This window comes from Pseudoalteromonas piscicida (assembly GCF_002744175.1).
Taxonomy (GTDB): domain Bacteria; phylum Pseudomonadota; class Gammaproteobacteria; order Enterobacterales; family Alteromonadaceae; genus Pseudoalteromonas; species Pseudoalteromonas piscicida_B.
In genome coordinates, this window is sequence record NZ_NKHF01000008.1 from 110,852 (window position 1) to 129,958 (window position 19,107).

Genomic DNA, 19,107 nt, shown 5'->3' on the forward strand with positions numbered 1-19,107 from the left:
ATACTCTAATTTATCCAGTCATTGATTTTAGCTTTTAGCTTTATCATTGCCTGACCGTGAATTTGACTTACTCGAGACTCGCTCACATCTAAGATGGCACCGATCTCTTTTAAATTCATTTCGTCGTTATAGTAAAGCGACAATACCAAAGCGTCTCTCTCTGGTAACGATTTTATCGCTTCCACTAATGACTCGTTAAAACGTTCATTTTTAACGTTATTAAACGGTTTGTCTAGCGCAAAATCGCTGTTTGCAGGGGTTATCACATCTTCATCGACCCCAAGGTCCTCAATGCCAATAACTTTACTTGCATTTACATCATGTAAAATATGATGGTACTCATCTAGAGATATATCAAGTTTTTCAGCGATTTCAGTGTCTTTTGGTTCTCGACCAAGGAAAGATTCTAGCTCAGAAATAGCTTCTGCAACCATTCTGCTATTTTTATGTACTGAGCGGGGGGCCCAGTCACCACGGCGAATTTCATCTAACATGGCGCCACGGATACGGATCCCAGCAAAAGTTTCAAAACTTGCACCTTTAGTAGCGTCAAAGTTTTTTGTCGCCTCGATTAATCCAATCATGCCTGATTGGATTAAATCATCGAGTTGCACGCTCGCCGGAAGTCGTGCGATTAGGTGACACGCCACTTTTTTGACAAGTGACGCATGCCTCTCGACCACCTTGTGTATGTGGTCGGAAGTTTGATATCCCGCAGCTCTATTGACCGGAGAAGCCATAATCACCCGTTTACAAGTTGTTCAATGAAAAATTCTAGATGACCGGAAGGTTGATGAGGAATAGGCCATTTTACCGCCTTGGCAGCCAACCCTTTAATTGCAACCGCGGCTGGCGAGCTTGGGAATAAATCAACAATAGCTCTTTGTCTACGAGAGGACTTTCGCATGTTCTCGTCAAACGGTACCGTCGCCACTAACTCCAACGCCACATCAAGAAAACGATCCGTAACCTTTGAAAGTTTAGCAAATAATTCCTGTCCTTCACGCAAACTACGCACCATATTGGCAACTATTTTAAAGCGGTAAACACCATGTTCTCTACTCAATACTTTTATCAGTGCGTAAGCATCGGTAATTGAAGTGGGTTCATCACAAACCACCACCAACACGTCTTGTGCGGCGCGAGAAAAGCTCAAAACCATATCTGAGATACCCGCTGCGGTATCAACGATTAAAACATCAAATTGGGTATTAAGCTCACTGAATGCACGAATAAGGCCAGCATGCTCCGCGGGGGTCAGTTCAACCATATTTTGTGAGCCTGATGTGGCGGGTACTATTTTTATACCTGCGGGCCCTTCGACGAGAATTTCGTCTAATTCGCACTCACCTGACAAAACATGGGATAAATTCTTTTCGACTCGAAGTCCTAGCATCACATCACAGTTTGCCAAGCCCAAGTCCGCATCTAACACGAGGACACGCTGTCCTTGTTGGCCCATAGCAATAGCGGTATTCAGTGAGACGTTGGTTTTACCTACCCCACCTTTTCCGCCGGTCACGGCTATTACTTTTACACCCTGGTTGCTAGTTTGACTCATTCTACGCAGGCCACTTGCTTGATCTAAAACTGTGTTAATCATACATTCCTACTGACTCTGACGCTACAGGTACACGTCGAGAGTGCTGTGCTTTTATTCTTTTTAAATACAATTGCTCAGCCTTTTTTACTAGCTTTTGAGCATTTGCGACGCGAATGTCTTCTGGCACTCGCTGACCGTTAGTAAGATACCCTATTGGCAAGCGATTTTGAATCGCTATGCTAATTATCTCACCTAAACTTAGACTTTCATCAAGTTTTGTGAAAATACAGCCACTTAAATTTACTTTTTTGAAGTGTCTCACGGTTTCTTGCAACACATTCATTTGCGCAGTCGCACTCAATACTAAGTAACTACGAATATCGACCCTTGCGCTACGCATAAGTGTATTTAACTGTTCAGTTAAGCGCAAATCTCTTTGGCTCATTCCTGCTGTATCTATTAATACTAGACGCTTATTACGTAAATGATAAAGCACTTCTGCAAGTTCATTTGCATCTTTTACTTGTTTAACAGGACAGCCTATGATTCTACCATAGGTTGCTAGTTGCTCGTAAGCACCAATTCTATAGGTATCGGTAGTAATTAACGCTACTTTATCAGCACCATACTTTTGTGCACCCAGGGCAGCCAACTTTGCAACAGTCGTTGTTTTACCCACGCCTGTTGGTCCCACCATGGCAAACACCCCACCTTGACGTAAAATATCATTGTTAGTGGTGTGCATTTGGTTTATTACCATATTTAATAATGCATTCCATGCTTCTTTACGAGATACGTCATCAGGAATGAAACAAGCCATCTGCTCTGCAACATCTTTGTCTATTCCCATGCCTTCTAGACGGTCAACAAGGCATGCTCGGGTTGGATCGCGACGCGCCATTTCTTGTTTCATCAATCCCGAAACTTGGTGCTCAAGCAGTTGGCGAATAGCGTTCATTTCTTCACGCATTGCACTCATTTCATCAGTTTTGGCATGCGTTTGAGGTAAGTCGTCTCCAAAGCCATTGTCTAGCTCATCAGACTCTCCCCATTGTTGCGGCTGCTCAAATGCATCATCGTCAAAGTCAAAAGATTGGCGACGCGGTTGCGCTTTTGATTGGTATGTTGGTTTTGGTTCGGCAGGCGCTTTACGTTGGTTATTTAACACCTGCTCAGTGTCAATACCAGACTGCGAAAACATAGAGGCCAGCTCAGGAGAGCGAGGACGTGGCGCTTGACGTTCAAGTAATGCAGCTAAGCTGTCTGCCACTTGTGCCTGCTTAGCTGGCTGCGCTGTACGAGGCTCAGGGCGAACAAAGCGTGTTGGTGCAGCTTCATGTTCTGTAGTAGCTCGGCTTGCTGGCGCTTGTTGTTGCTGCGGTGCAGCAGCACGGTCATTGTCCACAGCAGCGACGATTTCAACGCCATCTGCCAACTTCTTGTTAGACATAATGACAGCATCAGCGCCCAACTCTTCTTTTACTTCGTTTAAAGCCGTACGCATATCTTTTGCGAAGAAACGTTTAATTTTCATGTTACAGCCCCTTTATCCTCTATTGTCCAACCGAGCTTACTATCTTAATTTGTCTTTCCTCTGGGACTTCTTGATATGACATCACTCGAAGACCTGGGATAGTATGTTTAACAAATCTCGACAGTACACTTCTCAACATACCTGAGGTTAACAAAATGGACGGCTCGCCTAGCATTTCTTGATTGTGATGAGCTTCTCTTAATGATTCTTGAAGCCTCTCAGCTAAGCCAGGTTCAATGCCTGCCCCTTCGTCACCTGCGTTCTGAAGTGACTGATGCAACATCTGTTCCAACTCAGGCGCCAATGTTATGACAGGGATTTCTTCTTCACCTCCAACCGCGTCTTGAACTATCAATCTACGCAATGAAATTCGCACTGCAGCCGTTAGTACATCAGGGTCTTGGCTACGTGGACCATACTCAACTAAAGTCTGTACAATCGAGCGCATATCTCGAATTGCGACCCCTTCGTTTAATAAGTTTTGTAGTACTTTAACAACCGTTGTCAGTGGTAGAATATCGGGCACTAACCCTTCAACTAGTCTTGGATGGCTCTTAGCTAGCATATCTAATAAGTTTTGTACTTCTTCATGACCCAGTAATAGTGAGGCATTGTTAGTTAATAGCTGACTAATATGAGTCGCAACGACAGTAGCAGCATCAACGACAGTGTAACCTAGTGAATGGGCTTCATCTTTTTGATCTGGCTTAATCCATACGGCATCTAAACCAAATGCTGGATCCTTAGTTTCCACTCCCTTAATCGGTCCAAACACCTGACCAGGGTTAATAGCCAATTCATCACCATGTTTTAGCTCACCAGTACCAGAAGCAACGCCCATTAGCGTAATATTATAAGCATTAGGGTCTAATTCTAGATTATCGCGAATGTGTACTGGTGGTACGAGGAAACCCAGTTCTTGTGAAAGTTTTTTACGCACGCCTTTGATACGGCTCAGCAATTCACCGCCCTGCGCCTGATCAACCAATGGGATTAAGCGATAACCCACTTCTAGGCCAATGACATCAACAGGTTGTACGTCATCCCAGCCCAGCTCTTTTTGCTCTTGTTGTTGTCCGCCTTTTGCTGAAGGTCCGTTTGCGGCCTGCTCGGCTTTTTCTATTTCTGCCTTTTTCTTTTGTTGGCTGGTGTAATATGCGATATAACCCATCAATGTACCTAGCCCCAAAAAGGCAACATGTGGCATACCTGGTACTAACCCCATGGTAATAAGAATGCCTGACGCAATAGACAGCGACTTCTCGTTACCAAGTTGATTCTTGAACTGATCGCCCATGTTGTGCGATTCATTTTGGCGTGTGACGACAATTGCAGTGCCGATTGAAAGCAGCAATGATGGGATTTGAGCCACAAGGCCATCACCTATTGTCAGCATGGTATATACTTCCATAGCGCGACCAAAGCTCAAGTCGTGCTGAATCATACCAACAAATAGGCCACCGATGATATTAATTGCAAGAATAACGATACCCGCAATTGCATCACCTTTAACGAATTTACTAGCACCATCCATCGAACCATAAAAGTCAGCTTCTCGGGTTACTTCGTCGCGGCGGTTTCTTGCTTCATCTGCTGAAATAAAACCGGCATTCAAGTCTGCATCTATCGCCATTTGTTTACCCGGCATCGCATCGAGAGTAAAACGTGCCGATACTTCAGAAATACGGCCAGCACCTTTGGTGATTACCACAAAGTTGATGATAATAAGGATCAAGAAGACTACGAGACCAACAGCATAGTTTCCTCCGATCACCACGCTACCAAAAGCCTCAATTACTTTACCGGCGGCATCTCCACCATTATGCCCCTCAAGCAAAACGACCCGAGTACTCGCCACGTTTAGCGCCAGTCGCATGATAGTTGCAATGAGTAGTACAGCAGGGAACATTCCGAATTCTAGTGGCTTCATGGTGTAAACGGTAACCAGAAGCACAACAAGTGCCAGTGCAATATTAAAGGAAAACAAAATGTCGAGTAAGAACGGTGGCAAAGGGAGAATAACCATGCCTAAGGCCGCTAATACCAATAAAGGCGTTCCCACCCCTTTGGCATATTCTTTTTTATCTCGATTGAGTTGCTGTAAAACCGCTTTAAATTCCATAACTTAACACTGGCAGAAAATTGACACAGCTATACTATTGCAATATGCATTCCAAAAAGGTGAGAAGGTATGATTTGTACTAAGGCCAGTGGTGATGTTAGTAGGTGATGTTGCACGCGCTAGTGTTTCAGATCATCCGGAATAGGTAAGTCTCGGCTTAATGCCGTTGGCCTTTTACCCTTGCCTTTTTGGAAACGATTAAGTTGAAATACATAGGCCAGTACTTGAGCTACTGCCGTAAAGAGTTGCTCAGGTATTTGGTCACCCACCTCTGTTGTATGATAAAGAGAGCGTGTGAGTACTGGAGATTCAACAATGGGTACATCTCTGCCTTTGGCAATTTTCCTAATCTGCATCGCAAGTTCATCAACCCCTTTAGCAAGCACTATTGGCGCACCGGCTCGCTCGGTATCATACTTTAATGCAACAGAGTAGTGAGTTGGGTTAGTTACCACGACATCGGCATCTGGTACATCCTGCATCATCCGCCGCTGAGACATCTCTCTTTGAGTACGACGGATCCGTGCTTTGATTTGCGGATCACCTTCAGAGTTTTTATACTCGTCTTTCACCTCTTGTAGCGTCATCTTCAACTGTTTGTGGTGATTATAGCTTTGATAAGGAGCATCAATTGCAGAGATGATTATCATGGTGCAGCTTAATGCCAAAAACATCCAAGCAATAATTTCTAACGCATGCTCAATGCTTGCGGGGATCTGCTCTATACTCAGGTGCAATATTTCATAGAAATAGATATTAATAAGCAGGATGGCAAATCCAGCCACCAATACAAATTTAAGAATGGATTTCAAAAGCTCAATGGCAGCTTGTGGGCCAAGCATACGCTTAACACCTTTCATTGGCGACATTTTACTGGCCTTCGGCGCTGCTGCTTGCCAAGAAAAATTAAAACCACCAAGCAAAGTGTTACCAACGATACCAGCTATTGCGATGATAAAAACAAACATTGCCAATGGAAAGATTAATTCCGTCGCCACATCCCCCCACACCGCAAACATTTTTGTTGTGTCGTAGGTCTCATTACGATTAAGCGTCAGCATTCTGCCCATCACATTATAAAGCGCTTTACCTATGCCTGGACCATACATCAACAAAGCGATCGCCGAGAATAACAATACGAAAGTTGTACCTAATTCTTTTGATCGGGCCACCTGCCCCTTTTTCCTGGCATCACTGATCTTTTTACTCGTGGGTTCTTCCGTGCGTTCTTGACCTGAATCTTCTGCCATTCAATCACTCCTACAACGTGCAACCAATTAGGTCACACATTAACTCAGTCATCTTGAGCCATTGAAACTCAAATTGTGCTAAGAAGTTCCCAAGCGTCGCCCAAATAATAGTAAGTCCCGCAACTAGAGTGAATGCAAACCCCACCGAAAATATATTCATTTGCGGCGCGGCTCGAGTCATAATACCGAATGAAATATTGATCACTAGCATAGCAGTTAATGGTGCTAGGGCGAGCGCTAACGCTGTTGAAAACATCCACCCCCCCCAGTTTACGATACGCCAAAAGTTATCGACTGCCCACCAATCTCCCGCAATAGGAAAGCTCTTAAAGCTATACACCACCATTTGGATCATCATCAGATGACCATTAAACACAAAAAATAGTAACGTTGCCAAAATCAAATAAAACTGACCTACCGCAGGGACACTTAACCCATTGGCGGGGTCAACAACCGAGGCGAAACCAAGTCCAGTTTGCATTGCAAGTATTTGGCCGGCGATTATAAAAGTATTTAACAGAAGCTGAGAGGCTAAACCAATCGACACGCCGATTATCAGCTCTTGAATTACGACTAGTATCATAGAAAACGAAAACAGGTCGGTAAATTGTGACTTTGGCAAAACTGGGACGACAGCAAATGTGACAACAACAGCCAGTGCGAACTTAATACGTGCAGGCACGCTCTGAGCACCTAACCCCGCCATCACCATTATCATCGAACTAATCCTCACCAATGGCAATAAAAAGTCACTGAGCCATTGTATGATTACCGCAAAGGTGAATTCCATGGTTAACCTGCAATTTCAGGAATACGCATCACTATCGAAGTGAAATAGTCCATCAGCTCTTGAGTTAGCCAATGCCCACCAACAATCAGCGCTAAAATCGTAATAATTAAACGTGGCAGAAAGCTTAACGTTTGTTCATTGATGGAGGTCGCGGCTTGAAACACGGCCACAACAAGGCCAATAAGAAGCCCTGGAACCACAATAGCAGCTACTAGCTTAATGACTAAAAAAAGTGCATCACTTAGTATATCGACAAAAACTTCTGGTTCCACATCACACTCCCAACCCAAAGCTTCTGGCAAGCGTCCCCATGACGAGCCCCCAGCCATCGACGAGAACGAATAACATTATCTTAAACGGTAGAGACACAATCATGGGCGATAGCATCATCATACCCATCGCCATTAAGACACTGGCAACCACCAAATCAACTATCAAAAATGGAATAAAGAACATAAAGCCAATAATAAAAGCGGTTTGAAGCTCTGAAGTTACAAATGCAGGAATAATGACAATAAAAGGAGTGTCCTCTGGACTATCCAACTTGTCATACCCGGCGATTTTGGCAAATGTTTCTAGGTCTTTAATCCGAGTTTGTGACAGCATAAATGCTTTCATCGGCTCTTTTGCACGCTCCAGCGCCTGAATGGAGGTCAGTTCCTCTTTAATATAAGGTTGTACAGCTTGATCGTTAATTTGGGAAAAGATTGGCGCCATAATGAATAAAGTTAAAAATAACGATAAGCCAAGTAGAATTTGATTTGATGGTGACTGCTGCAACCCTATTGCTTGTCTTAAGATTGCTAGAACAACGATAATACGCGTAAACGAAGTCATCATTATCACCGCCGCTGGAATAAAACTCAGCGCCGTCATGATGGCTAAGACTTGGAGTGTTACCGAATATTCCTGTGAGCCGTCTGGATTGGTAGTGACATTAATAGCTTCAATGCCCTCAGCAGAAGCTATACCTGAAAATAGTAATAAACAGAGTGTCAGCAATCTAATCATGGCTTTTCTTTTTTGTTGTTATCGACTGCTCGCCCTTTACCCGCTAAAAACTTTTGTAGTTCATTAGCAAACGGACTCTGATCCACATTGGCAAGCGGCGTCTCTAGTTGATATAAATAATTGATATTATTTGGCGTTACCCCAAGAAGGTGGTGCTTGTTATCCAGTTCAATCACGAGCAGACGCTCTTTTGTCCCAAGTGAAATACTGCGGATCACTTTAAAATCTTTTTGATTAACTATGCTTGGATTTAATCGCTTCAGTACAAATGCCAGCCCTAGGATCAATAGGATAACTAAAACCAATGAGAGCCCCATAGAAAGGAGCTCTGAGCTTAACCCTGCCGTGCCAGCCCCCACTGACGATTTCGTCATTGAGCCTGCAGGCGTCGCAAAAGCAGGCATCGATAAGGCTGCCATTGCGCACATCGCTAAGTACCAACCCCGTTGCATTAACGTAACTTTTTAATACGCTCAACTTGACTGATCACGTCTGTTAAGCGGATACCAAACTTATCGTTAACTACAACGACTTCCCCGTGCGCAATCAGTGTGCCATTGACTAACACATCGAGTGGTTCACCCGCAACGCGGTCAAGTTCAACAACAGAGCCTTGGTTTAGCTGAAGTAAGTTACGAATATTGATTTTAGAGCGGCCCACTTCCATCGAAATCGTAACCGGAATGTCTAAAATAGTATCGAGTTTTCGCTTTTCATCGGACGATAATGCAGGCGCTGAATCTTTGAGTTCATCTAACTCTGCAACTTCTGGCTCTCCGCCATTTTCTGAACCCTCGGCCTCAGCTAATGCTGCCGCCCATTCGTCCATAGTATCTTGATCATCGCTCATTGGATTACTACCTGATTAAGTTAATTTGTTGTCCACAATTGGCGTTACTATCATAATAAAATATCATTTCGTCACTACCAATCTAAATCCACACCCTCTGACAGGTGAAGATCTTCCTCTAATTCCGCCAACTCAGCATCTGAATCGAGCTTCTTACCACCTTTGGTAAACACATGAAGTTCAGACTTAACTGATTCTGGACGTTTAATCTTTTCACTGATCTGCAAGGCAACATTGTCACGAGAGCGCCCCATTTTCGCTCTAAAGGTCGGCAACTCTTCGACAAAAACCGTCACATGCTCTGGCATTTCGACGGGGATCACATCTCCAGCTTGCAACTTCATAACCTGCTCAAGAGATAAGTCCACTTCGAGCAGCTGTGATGAAATCTCCACTTCTACATCCATAATTTCATCGCGCAGCGCTTTACTCCAGCGCAAATCAGTATCTTCTGTATCGGATTGAACACCTGCATCGAGTAATTCTCGAATAGGTTCTAGCATTGAGTAAGGTAGTGAAATGTGGAAATCACCGCCACCACCATCTAATTCAATATGGAAAGAGCTTATTACTACCACTTCGGTTGGCGACACAATATTCGCCATTGCAGGGTTCACTTCGGAGTCCAGATATTCAAACGATACATCCATTACCGGCGCCCAAGCTTCTTTATAATCTTCAAAGATTATTTTAAGTAGCATTTGCACAATTCGACGCTCAGTAGGTGTAAACTCTCGCCCCTCAATTTTAGCGTGATAACGGCCATCACCACCAAAGAAGTTGTCCACAAGAATAAATACGAGGCGTGCTTCCATGGTAATAAGCCCCGTGCCTTTAAGCGGTCTAAATCGCACCATGTTTAAGCTGGTTGGCACAAACAAAGTGTGAATATATTCACCAAATTTAAGCATTTGTACGCCGTTGATCGACACTTCAGCTGTACGACGCATCATATTGAACAGACTGATCCGCATATGTCGGGCGAAACGCTCATTAACGATCTCAAGCGTTGGCATTCGCCCACGAACGATGCGGTCTTGTGAAGAGAAATCATATTGCAGGGCACCAGTGCCCTCCCCCTCTTCACCATCGGCAATTTCGTCTTCTTCGACTTCATCTACACCATGGAGTAGCGCGTCAATTTCGTCTTGGGATAATAAGTCGCTCACAAATACTACCTTATTGCATCACGAAGCCAGTAAACAGCACTCGCTCGATTACTTTACTACCTTCAACCCCTTCCATAGCAGCTTGAACTTTATCAAGTGCAGTTAACCTTAGGGTTTCTTTTCCTGCACTGGTACTTAGCTCATCTGCAGTTGTTGTCGAAAACACGCTTAGTAAGGTGCCTTCGATTAAAGGTATATGTTTCTTTGCAATTTCCTCATTAACGTCACCTCGCACTAATAGCTGTACTTTAATTTGCACAATTCTGTCTCTACTAGCGCCTGGGACATTAAATACGAACGGTCTTGGCATCGCGACATACAGCGCACTGCCAATTTGCGCTGAATTCCCCTGCTCAGCTCTTACCTCACTTGCAGTGGTTTCTTCTGCCAGCGACTCTTCTGGTGCATCTGAACCTGAAAACAAGAAAAATCCAGCTACGCCACCTAACACTATGACAACAGCAGCGATAATTATTATCAGCTTTTTCTTAGAGCCACCTGTTTCTTCTATTTCTAAGTCGGTTTCTTCAGCCATAGCAAGCCCTTATATTCTTTATTATCTACAATAATAGCAGGTGTTAGGCATAGTAATCTATTGCAGAATCAGTATTTCTCTTTTGCGTTGTACTAGAACCATTAGAAATCTCTTCTTCATCCCCTTGAGCTAGCTGTCCGCCTTGGTTTCCAGCTCCCCCTTGAGAGTCAGATTCAGCATCACTTTGTTGCTGATGCGATATTTGACTGTCACCTAGCTCGATCCCCTGCTCAGCTAACATTTCTCTTAATCGAGGCATAGATTGTTCTAACAACTCTTTAGCCTGCTGATTCTGTACGACAATGTTCACTTGGGCTTGCTCAGCATCGCTTTTTATGCGGATCTGCATTGCACCAAGCTCTGGTGGATCTAACCGTATTTCCGCCTCTTTATTATTTAAGTTCAACATCATACCAACTCGTTGGTGCAGCTCTTTTGCAGCATCTTGACGAGCAATATTAATCGCTTGCTGGAGATGAGGATCCACAGCTTGTTTTGCCTGCGCTGCTGTATTAGTTGTTGATTGTGACTGCTGTACTTGCTGTACTTCTTTCAGAGTTTGATTTAGTGACGTGTCATCCTGCTGTACAGCATTAAGCGTACTAACTTCAGGCTTGGCGGTATTCGGTGTTACAACAGCAGATTGTTGGCGCTCCACTTTCACGGTTTCTTTTGCCATACTCGCTTCTGCTTGCGCTAATTTGCCAAGCTCTTTGTCTGTTAGCTCTTCACTAGCTTGTTTCTCAATATTGGCTTTTTCCGCTAGCGCCTTTTGTTCGTTATCTGAAGGAGGTTGCTCTACCTTTTTTTCCTTCATTTCGACCGTTGACGTTGGTGTTGACTTAGCGGGTGCTTCTTTGGGCTCAGCATTAGCCGGTACATTGGATAAATTGACCGTTTTCACATCGGATTTAACCTCGGAAGTCATCGACTCTGACTCATCAGTGCCGACCACTGCCTCAGCCTGAGTCGTCATCTTGAATTGACTCAAACTCGTCATATCCATGCCTTTGCCAATGAGTTGCGCTACTGCTTTTTGCACACTAGGTGATGCATCAAAGATATCCAACTTACCAGCCATCACCGCTTTTAGCTCCTGTTGTTGGGGAACCGTTAATTTTTCAACAACCGTTTGTACATCAGTGACATTTTTAACTGTAGATGGCTGTTTGTCAGGATTCATTTTGGCGTCAACCGGTGTATTGGCTGGACCTTCAGCTTTGACCTGCTGAGCAGCTTTGCTTTGGTTAGCGACAGCTATTTCAGGTTGTGGCTTCGCTGTTAACTTAGCGTCTTGGTGCTCTGCCACCGCTATTTTATCAGCCTCTCTTGCCTTACTTGGCTGATCTGAAATGGTTTTAGGCTCTGTCGTAGCCGTCTTCGCTACTTGCTCTGTAGTTTTATTACTCTGCTCCGCGGTTTGACGTTGCTTCATGTCCATCACAATCTGGTCTGCATCGCCTTCCGATTTGTTATCCAATGGAGGCGACGGCACCGTTTGCGCATTGCCAAGCTTAGACTTTACGTCTTGTTTTTCTGATGTTACACCTTGTTGATCAAACGATTTTACGGGTTGCTCAACTTCAGTACCTGATTTAGAAGGAGTTTGTTTAACCTTTTCTTCCTCAGCCGAAGATAACTTAACCGTTACGGTGTTTTCCGCTTCCTTACTTAATTGATCAGATTTTCCCGTTTTTAAACCTGTTTCTGACAGGTTTTGATCTTCAGCTTGCTCTCCTTTGGCGAGCGCAGGACCAACTTCCGCTTCAGCAGCATCAACTAGCGCCTCTTTTACCGACTGCGCTATCACACTGGGGCCTTGAGATAGAGAAGTGTCTTGCTTCTTCGAGGCTGTGATTTGGGCATAAAGATCGTTATCTGGGGTATCAGGATCGGCCCATCCATAGTCACTAAAGTGTTCCCATTATGACCTGCAGGTAAAGGCTCCGCTTGTTTTGGGTTTTGGGGAGAACCGTCCGTTTCCGACTCAGCTCCATTCAACTCAGGGCTATCGCCCTCACTATGCTCAGTAATAAGTTGATTTTCAGCAGTACCAGTCTCTTTTGCAGCGACGTCTTTGTGCTTTGCATCATGCTCTTGCTGAGCAAGTTCGGCCATAAGAGCACTAAACCCAGTCCCGCTTTCTTTACCCTCAGCGTCCATCTCTTGGGCTTTTTCTTTAACCTCAACCTCATTGCTGCCACGTTGCAGCATGGATGCAAGCATTAAATTCATCTTGAAACTACCTCTATCAGTGGCAATGTGCTGCCGCTATAGTCCAACTGAAAAAGTTAATATATTGAAATATTGAAACTTTCTCGAAAAGGCTACACAAATAAAAACTTACTAAACCAATTACTGCATATTTCGCGCCAATCTACCAAGCGTGTTCTCTGCGAACAAATTGGTTAGTGGCAAACTCGTCCAACATTTTTTGCTCAGCTTTAGCAAGCTTTTGTTGCTTTGCTAGTGCTTGTTTCTCAATTAGCTTTTCGATAGCCTTGGTTTTAGCCTGTTGCGCTAGCCACAATTTACGGCGTTGCTCAACTACCTGTTTAGCGGTATTTACAGTCTTTGATTGCTGTTCAATGGCCTGCTCAATCTTATTGATAAAGTTATGGTATTGATTAAAACCACCACTCGAAAGACCTGCTTGCGCCTTGCTATGAAGCTGAGTACTGTACTCCAAACGAAAATCGTTAAGTCCAAGCAAGCGCTGTTCATTTGTGGCAAGGTGTTGCTGTGCTTGAATAAAGTTCATCCGCAGATTATCTTCTTTGTCTTTTTCAAGCTTTAGTAGTAGCGTCAGTTTGTTATTTGCCATTATGCTTGTCCTAGTAGTCTAGCAAGGCTTTGCAGACATTCGTCGTAGTTAATAACGTCCTTCATGCCTTGCTGCAAGAAGCTATTCACCGCAGGCATCATATTAATTGCCTGATCTAGCATTTGATCAGTGCCTTTTTGGTATGCACCAAGCGTGATCATATCTTTGTTTTGTTGATACATAGAGTACACTTGCTTTAATACTCTGGCCTGCTGCATATGCGCTTCAGAAACCACTTGAGGCATCACTCGACTGATGGATTTTTCAATGTCAATTGCGGGATAATGACCACTGTCGGCAAGCTCTCGCGACAATACAATATGGCCGTCTAGAATTGCTCGAGCAGCATCAGCAATTGGGTCTTGCATATCATCCCCTTCGCTCAACACAGTAAAGAACGCGGTAATAGATCCTTGCCCTTCACCGCCATTACCCGCTCGTTCAACCAGCGCCGGTAACTTAGCAAACACAGAGGGCGGATAGCCCTTTGTAGCAGGCGGCTCACCAACCGCTAACGCTATTTCACGTTGTGCCATTGCATAGCGTGTAACTGAATCGAGCAACAGCAGTACATTCAAACCTTGGTCACGGAAGTATTCCGCAATGGTCACTGCACTCTCACAGCCTTTAAGTCTCATCAACGGCGAAGCATCCGCAGGCGCAGCAACAACCACTGAGCGTCGACGTCCCTCCGCACCTAAAATCTCGTCAATAAACTCTTTAACCTCACGACCACGTTCACCCACCAGTCCAACTACAATCACGTCAGCCTCACTGCCTCGCGTCATCATGCCAAGCAAAACAGATTTACCAACGCCACTACCTGCAAACAAGCCCATACGCTGGCCTTGCCCAACAGTGACGATGGAGTTTATAGCTCGTACACCGACATCCATCGGTGCATTTATTGGCCGTCTCGCAAGTGGATTAATCGGGGCTGCAGCAAACTTTAAATGCTGTTCGGCGTCAATGGCACCGAGTCCATCAAGAGGACGACCTAGGCCGTCAACGACACGACCAAGTAGCTCCATGCCCACAGGTAACCCTGCGTCTTTCACTTTAGGAATAACTCGTGCTCCGGGAAGCACGCCAGTAATGTGGTCGTTGGGCATCAAGTAGAGGGTTTCTTGGTTAAATCCGATAACTTCTGCATCAATAAAACCGCCTAAAGTCTCAATTTTGCATTGGCTACCAACCGGAGCATTGAGTCCTCGGGCTTCAAGCGTCAGACCAACGACACGAGTAAGACTGCCCGCCACGGCAACTCCATAAGGTTTTACAAACTTTTTATATTTACTGATTCGCTCACTCATGGCAGCAGATGTAGACATTTTTGCAGTTACCTTCTTTAGGCGCGCTCCTTATCTAGTCGTTCGTAGAGTTTTAAGAGCGCTTCACCTGTATTTACTGGTTTATACCACCATCTTGCAAAAATGATTCCAACACTTCGCTGATGCGATTTTTCAGTGTCATATCGATAGAAGACTGCGGTGTTTTTACCTCACAGCCACCTCGGTCTAGAGTGGGTTCGGGGACGAGTTGCCAGTGCTGTGCTTGGATGTGTTCCTCGCCATACATAGCTTGCACGAGTTCTAGATCTTCTGGGTGTAGATGAATTCGGATGGTTTGTTCTTTTACAGGCAAGGCGTCCATAGCCTTCTTCAACGCATTCAAGATCAGTTCTGGGCTGGTCTTTAATTCTTTAAAGATAACCTGCTCTGCCAATAAATTGACGAGTAAAATAAGCTGTTTCTCACACTCATCGTCTACTTTTTTGAGTGGTGTTTGCATGCCATCTAAGATACTCGATAGTGCCTTCATTCGTTCTTCAATAATTGGCTGCGCTTCTTCAAGGCCCTTTTCTTTTCCTATTTCAACGCCTTCTTTATAGCCTGCTTCTTTACCTTCGGAAACACCTTTATCAAAGCCTTCAATGTAGCCCTGTTCATGGCCTTGTTTGATCCCTTCGTCGTAGGCGTCTTGACGGATCTGCTCTAATTCTTCGAGTGTAAGTGTTGGAAACTCAGGCTCTTGCGGCTCTGGTTCGGCACTAACCTCTTTTTTAGTATATAGCTCTTCTAGCGGCGTACCGAAGGCCGTCGAGCGACCACGGTACTTCTCGGGTTTATCAGTAACATCTGGAATTGGCCAGTTTTCTAGCAATTCATCTACGGCTTCGGTGCTCACTGGGCGACCTTTATACAGCTTTTTATCGACCATGGTTTATAGGAACTCCTCACCACCACCGCCACCAAGCATAATTTCGCCTGAATCAGCTAACCGTCTTGCCGTTGCCAGAATTTCTTTTTGTGCAGCTTCAACTTCACTGATCCGTACCGGAGGCATTGCTTCTAAGTCATCCATCATCATTTCAGCGGCCCGTTTAGACATGTTCTTCATGATCTTGTCTTTTAACGAATCATCAGCCCCTTTGATGGCTTTCATCAATACATCTTGCTGAACTTCACGCAAAATTGCCTGAATGCCTCTATCTTCCACATCCATCAAGTTTTCAAAGACGAACATCAAGTCTTGGATCTGTTGCGACATTTCTTCGTCATGTTCACGTATAGAATCCATTAACTGACCTTCAATATTGGTGTCTAGGTAGTTCATGATATCCGCTGCGGCTTTCAAGCCACCCATCTTCGCCGCTTGTGCACCAGCTTGACCTGCAAATTGTTTTTCCATGATCTCGTTCAATTCTTGCAATGCTGCAGGCTGAACTTCTTCTAAGTTAGCAATACGCATGGTTAAATCTAGGCGCACTTTCTCAGGAAATTGAGACAGTATTTCTGCAGACTGCTCCGGTTCAAGGTAAGACAAAACAATGGTTTGGATCTGCGGGTGTTCATTGCGAATGATATTTGCAACCTGCTTGGAGTCCATCCATTTTAATGAATCTAGGCCTTTAGCGCCCGAGCCCATCACTATTTGGTCGATTAAGCTTGCAGCTTTGTCCTCACCTAACGCTGCCGTCAGGGCTTTTTTGATAAAGTCTTCAGATTGGAAACCAATGGTACTGAAGCTTTGTATTTGCTCGATAAACAAGTTGTGTACAGCTGCAATTTTGGCTTGCGATAAGTCATCCATAGACGCCATCGCCATACCCACCTTTTGTACTTGCTTAGGCTCTAGGTGCTTTAAAATTTGAGCTGCATCCTCCTCAGTTAAGCTAAGCAGTAAGATGGCGGCTTTATCAACGCCATCTAACTTATCAACGTCAAAGGAAGCTGGTAATTGTTTTTGTTCTTCATCAGTCATCTTCTGTCAACCACGCTTTCACAACTTGTGATGAGAGTTCAGGTTCATTAGCAACAAGGGCGCGTACAGCTTTAAGTAGGTCCTCGTCACCATGTAGGTCAGGCAATTGTAATCTACCGTCTGATGAGAAGCCAACCGCAGACTCATCGAAATCGTTATTTAGCATATCTAGTGTGCTATCGCCTAAATCTACACCACTGGTTAACGCATCTTCATCAAACTCTTCTAGCGTATCATCTGGGTAAATTAGACGTTTAAGCATAGGTTTCACTACCGCTAAGATTAGCACAATGATAACGAGCGTACCCGCTGCAAGGCGAATTGTTTTTTGGAACCAATCCTGCTGCCATAATGGTAGCTCTTCCATTTCCATTAGGTCTTCACGAACAAATGGAACGGTAACAACTTCTAGCGCATCGCCTCGCTGCATATCAAATCCAACACCACCTTGCAGTAACCGGCGAATATTGTTTAACTCTTCTTGCGTACGCGGCACCATAGTCATATTACCTTCAGCATCTGGCTTGGACAGGTAATCTACCGCAACACTCACGCTGATCCGACGGATCACACCGGTTTGTTGACGTTTATGACTAATCGTTGTATCTAACTCATAGTTACGTGTTGCTTCTTTTTGATTGCTACTTGGCGTTGTGCCTTTACCATTACCACCTTGACCGGCCACTTCTGGAATATTCGAATTAACCGGAGGCTGATTTGTTAATGCACCAGGGATCCCTACGGCAAGACCACCAATATTATTTTCTTCATAGGTAGTTTCACTGCGTACCGCTGGTAAATCTGGATTATAGCGTTTTTGAGTTTCTTCAACTGCGCTGAAGTCCATCGTTAAATCGACTTGCGCGGTAAAATTACCTAAACCAACCGTTGGGATAAGAATACTGTCAATTTTTTCTAGGTACTCTTGCTCACGCTTACGCTCGATATCGTATTCTTTTCTAGAGCGAGCAGCGAGAGAGTCTTGAGAACCCGAATTAAGTAGGCGTCCGTTTTGATCGGTAACCGTTACACGCGATGGCTCAAGTCCTTGGACCGCTGACGCCACGATGTCTACGATAGAATCAACCTCTTCACCTCCTAGGGTTCTGCCACGTTTTAACGTGATCACCACAGTTGCAGATGGCTTTTTCTCACGACGTGCAAATACGTTTTCTTTTGGAATAGCCAGTAGCACTTTTGCGCGGTTTACATCCTGTAGCTCTTCAATCGTTCGAGCCAGCTGTTGCTCACGGCTATGCTTTAGACGCTCTCTTTCAAGACGCTGACTTACGCCAAAGCCCATATCCTGCATTAAAATATCAGTACCTGAGCTAGGTGATTGGCTAAACCCATCGCGCGCCATGCTCAATTTAATATCTTGATAATCTGACTCAGCAACTAAAATCGTATTACCGTCTAATTGATACTCAATTTTTTGTTGATCTAGAAAATCTAGCGTTTCAACCAGCTCTTCCGTTGGATATTTACCCAATGGACGCATATCTGGTTGACGTGCCCAAATAATGATGAAGATTGCAATTGCTAAACAAATAGCAAGGGCAATGACCAGAGTAACCTGGCGCAACATATCGACACCGCTTAGCGCACTGAAGTAGCCAGACTTTTGCTCTTGTTGCTCATCCGAGCCGCTGTCGTTATTCAGCGCAGCATCGGAAAGTGTAAGATCTGTTGATTGATTAGTAGCCACGATTACTCTCCACAGTCATTCTATTAAACTGGCATGCTCATAATTTCTTTATAGGATTCAACAAGCTTATTACGCACTTGCACTGTTGCCTCAAAAGCTACCGAAGATTTTTGTTTAGCGATCATCGCCTCAGCAAGAGAAACACTGCGATCACCCATCTCTACTGCGGTGACTTTTTTCTTTGCATCTTGTTGAAGACCGTGAACGGAATTGATTGCGTCTGAGAGTAAATCGCCAAATTGAGCTGACGAAGACGCAGCTGTTTTTACTGGTTGTATTGTAGGCTGCGTATTTCTGGTCGCCTCAGCGGCCATTGCCTGCATTTCTTGGAATAACGCTGATGATTGTACTTTCATGATGCTTTACTCAAAATAGTTCTTGTTGATAGTAGTAAAGCAGAAAGTGTGCCAACTTAAAACCCTTTAAATACAATAGGTTAATCTGTATTTTTGGGCGTCGAAAAATTGGCAGTTTATAATAAACGAAATTTAGGTGCCAATTTAAGGC

20 protein-coding genes are annotated in these 19,107 nt (G+C 44.4%); all 20 read right to left on the bottom strand.

Annotation, left to right across the window (positions count from 1 at the left end; genetic code table 11):
• Positions 1 to 5: 5 nt before the first annotated feature.
• Positions 6 to 740, bottom strand: coding sequence for an RNA polymerase sigma factor FliA (locus tag CEX98_RS02425; protein ID WP_099640540.1), 735 nt, complete (start codon positions 738 to 740; stop codon positions 6 to 8).
• 2 nt (positions 741 to 742) lie between these two features.
• A complete protein-coding gene (locus CEX98_RS02430) occupies positions 743 to 1,603 on the bottom strand; it encodes a MinD/ParA family protein (protein ID WP_099640541.1) in 861 nt (286 codons plus the stop codon).
• A complete protein-coding gene (flhF, locus tag CEX98_RS02435; RefSeq protein ID WP_099640542.1) occupies positions 1,596 to 3,077 on the bottom strand; it encodes a flagellar biosynthesis protein FlhF in 1,482 nt (493 codons plus the stop codon). Before flhF ends, CEX98_RS02430 begins: the two co-directional genes overlap by 8 nt.
• A 19-nt stretch (positions 3,078 to 3,096) precedes the next feature.
• Positions 3,097 to 5,199, bottom strand: a complete 2,103-nt coding sequence (gene flhA / locus CEX98_RS02440; RefSeq protein WP_099640543.1) for a flagellar biosynthesis protein FlhA — start codon at positions 5,197 to 5,199, stop codon at positions 3,097 to 3,099.
• A 119-nt stretch (positions 5,200 to 5,318) separates the two neighbouring features.
• Complete coding sequence (gene flhB / locus CEX98_RS02445; protein ID WP_099640544.1) at positions 5,319 to 6,449, bottom strand: flagellar biosynthesis protein FlhB; 1,131 nt, start codon at positions 6,447 to 6,449, stop codon at positions 5,319 to 5,321.
• Positions 6,450 to 6,459: 10 nt separating this feature from the next.
• On the bottom strand, positions 6,460 to 7,239 hold the full coding sequence (fliR, locus tag CEX98_RS02450; RefSeq protein WP_099640545.1) for a flagellar biosynthetic protein FliR: 780 nt from the start codon (positions 7,237 to 7,239) through the stop codon (positions 6,460 to 6,462).
• A 2-nt stretch (positions 7,240 to 7,241) separates the two neighbouring features.
• Positions 7,242 to 7,511 carry a flagellar biosynthesis protein FliQ gene (fliQ, locus tag CEX98_RS02455; protein WP_099640546.1) on the bottom strand — a complete coding sequence of 90 codons (270 nt, stop codon included), beginning with the start codon at positions 7,509 to 7,511 and terminating at the stop codon, positions 7,242 to 7,244.
• A 1-nt stretch (position 7,512) separates the two neighbouring features.
• A complete protein-coding gene (fliP, locus tag CEX98_RS02460) occupies positions 7,513 to 8,250 on the bottom strand; it encodes a flagellar type III secretion system pore protein FliP (RefSeq protein ID WP_099640547.1) in 738 nt (245 codons plus the stop codon).
• Positions 8,247 to 8,678, bottom strand: coding sequence for a flagellar biosynthetic protein FliO (fliO, locus tag CEX98_RS02465; RefSeq protein ID WP_431520151.1), 432 nt, complete (start codon positions 8,676 to 8,678; stop codon positions 8,247 to 8,249). The genes fliP and fliO overlap by 4 nt, the downstream gene beginning before the upstream one ends.
• 23 nt (positions 8,679 to 8,701) lie before the next feature.
• On the bottom strand, positions 8,702 to 9,100 hold the full coding sequence (fliN, locus tag CEX98_RS02470; protein ID WP_099640549.1) for a flagellar motor switch protein FliN: 399 nt from the start codon (positions 9,098 to 9,100) through the stop codon (positions 8,702 to 8,704).
• Positions 9,101 to 9,174: 74 nt separating this feature from the next.
• Positions 9,175 to 10,269: a flagellar motor switch protein FliM gene (fliM, locus tag CEX98_RS02475; protein WP_099640550.1), complete on the bottom strand. Its 1,095-nt coding sequence runs from the start codon at positions 10,267 to 10,269 to the stop codon at positions 9,175 to 9,177.
• A 10-nt stretch (positions 10,270 to 10,279) separates the two neighbouring features.
• Positions 10,280 to 10,804 carry a flagellar basal body-associated protein FliL gene (gene fliL, locus CEX98_RS02480; RefSeq protein ID WP_099640551.1) on the bottom strand — a complete coding sequence of 175 codons (525 nt, stop codon included), beginning with the start codon at positions 10,802 to 10,804 and terminating at the stop codon, positions 10,280 to 10,282.
• A gap of 43 nt (positions 10,805 to 10,847) precedes the next feature.
• Positions 10,848 to 12,614 (bottom strand): flagellar hook-length control protein FliK, encoded by a 1,767-nt coding sequence (locus CEX98_RS02485; RefSeq protein WP_242441595.1) that lies wholly within the window; start codon positions 12,612 to 12,614, stop codon positions 10,848 to 10,850.
• Positions 12,611 to 13,039, bottom strand: a complete 429-nt coding sequence (locus tag CEX98_RS23175) for a hypothetical protein (protein WP_242441596.1) — start codon at positions 13,037 to 13,039, stop codon at positions 12,611 to 12,613. Before CEX98_RS23175 ends, CEX98_RS02485 begins: the two co-directional genes overlap by 4 nt.
• Positions 13,040 to 13,181: 142 nt before the next feature.
• Positions 13,182 to 13,628, bottom strand: a complete 447-nt coding sequence (gene fliJ, locus CEX98_RS02490; protein WP_099640552.1) for a flagellar export protein FliJ — start codon at positions 13,626 to 13,628, stop codon at positions 13,182 to 13,184.
• Positions 13,628 to 14,959, bottom strand: a complete 1,332-nt coding sequence (gene fliI, locus CEX98_RS02495; protein WP_099640553.1) for a flagellar protein export ATPase FliI — start codon at positions 14,957 to 14,959, stop codon at positions 13,628 to 13,630. Before fliI ends, fliJ begins: the two co-directional genes overlap by 1 nt.
• 73 nt (positions 14,960 to 15,032) lie before the next feature.
• Positions 15,033 to 15,848, bottom strand: coding sequence for a flagellar assembly protein FliH (fliH, locus tag CEX98_RS02500; protein WP_099640554.1), 816 nt, complete (start codon positions 15,846 to 15,848; stop codon positions 15,033 to 15,035).
• Positions 15,849 to 15,851: 3 nt separating this feature from the next.
• Positions 15,852 to 16,892, bottom strand: coding sequence for a flagellar motor switch protein FliG (gene fliG / locus CEX98_RS02505; protein WP_099640555.1), 1,041 nt, complete (start codon positions 16,890 to 16,892; stop codon positions 15,852 to 15,854).
• Entirely contained in the window at positions 16,885 to 18,603 is a 1,719-nt protein-coding gene (fliF, locus tag CEX98_RS02510) for a flagellar basal-body MS-ring/collar protein FliF (protein WP_099640556.1), read from the bottom strand. The genes fliG and fliF overlap by 8 nt, the downstream gene beginning before the upstream one ends.
• Positions 18,604 to 18,623: 20 nt before the next feature.
• Complete coding sequence (fliE, locus tag CEX98_RS02515) at positions 18,624 to 18,956, bottom strand: flagellar hook-basal body complex protein FliE (RefSeq protein ID WP_099640557.1); 333 nt, start codon at positions 18,954 to 18,956, stop codon at positions 18,624 to 18,626.
• Between the last annotated feature and the right edge of the window lie 151 nt (positions 18,957 to 19,107).

What these genes read in the sequence shown, in the direction of transcription:
- CEX98_RS02425 (WP_099640540.1), bottom strand. Translation starts at nt 740, where the DNA reads ATGGCTTCTCCGGTCAATAGAGCTGCGGGATATCAAACTTCCGACCAC.
- CEX98_RS02430 (WP_099640541.1), bottom strand. Translation starts at nt 1,603, where the DNA reads ATGATTAACACAGTTTTAGATCAAGCAAGTGGCCTGCGTAGAATGAGT.
- flhF (WP_099640542.1), bottom strand. Translation starts at nt 3,077, where the DNA reads ATGAAAATTAAACGTTTCTTCGCAAAAGATATGCGTACGGCTTTAAAC.
- flhA (WP_099640543.1), bottom strand. Translation starts at nt 5,199, where the DNA reads ATGGAATTTAAAGCGGTTTTACAGCAACTCAATCGAGATAAAAAAGAA.
- flhB (WP_099640544.1), bottom strand. Translation starts at nt 6,449, where the DNA reads ATGGCAGAAGATTCAGGTCAAGAACGCACGGAAGAACCCACGAGTAAA.
- fliR (WP_099640545.1), bottom strand. Translation starts at nt 7,239, where the DNA reads ATGGAATTCACCTTTGCGGTAATCATACAATGGCTCAGTGACTTTTTA.
- fliP (WP_099640547.1), bottom strand. Translation starts at nt 8,250, where the DNA reads ATGATTAGATTGCTGACACTCTGTTTATTACTATTTTCAGGTATAGCT.
- fliO (WP_431520151.1), bottom strand. Translation starts at nt 8,678, where the DNA reads ATGTGCGCAATGGCAGCCTTATCGATGCCTGCTTTTGCGACGCCTGCA.
- fliN (WP_099640549.1), bottom strand. Translation starts at nt 9,100, where the DNA reads ATGAGCGATGATCAAGATACTATGGACGAATGGGCGGCAGCATTAGCT.
- fliL (WP_099640551.1), bottom strand. Translation starts at nt 10,804, where the DNA reads ATGGCTGAAGAAACCGACTTAGAAATAGAAGAAACAGGTGGCTCTAAG.
- CEX98_RS23175 (WP_242441596.1), bottom strand. Translation starts at nt 13,039, where the DNA reads ATGAATTTAATGCTTGCATCCATGCTGCAACGTGGCAGCAATGAGGTT.
- fliJ (WP_099640552.1), bottom strand. Translation starts at nt 13,628, where the DNA reads ATGGCAAATAACAAACTGACGCTACTACTAAAGCTTGAAAAAGACAAA.
- fliI (WP_099640553.1), bottom strand. Translation starts at nt 14,959, where the DNA reads ATGTCTACATCTGCTGCCATGAGTGAGCGAATCAGTAAATATAAAAAG.
- fliH (WP_099640554.1), bottom strand. Translation starts at nt 15,848, where the DNA reads ATGGTCGATAAAAAGCTGTATAAAGGTCGCCCAGTGAGCACCGAAGCC.
- fliG (WP_099640555.1), bottom strand. Translation starts at nt 16,892, where the DNA reads ATGACTGATGAAGAACAAAAACAATTACCAGCTTCCTTTGACGTTGAT.
- fliE (WP_099640557.1), bottom strand. Translation starts at nt 18,956, where the DNA reads ATGAAAGTACAATCATCAGCGTTATTCCAAGAAATGCAGGCAATGGCC.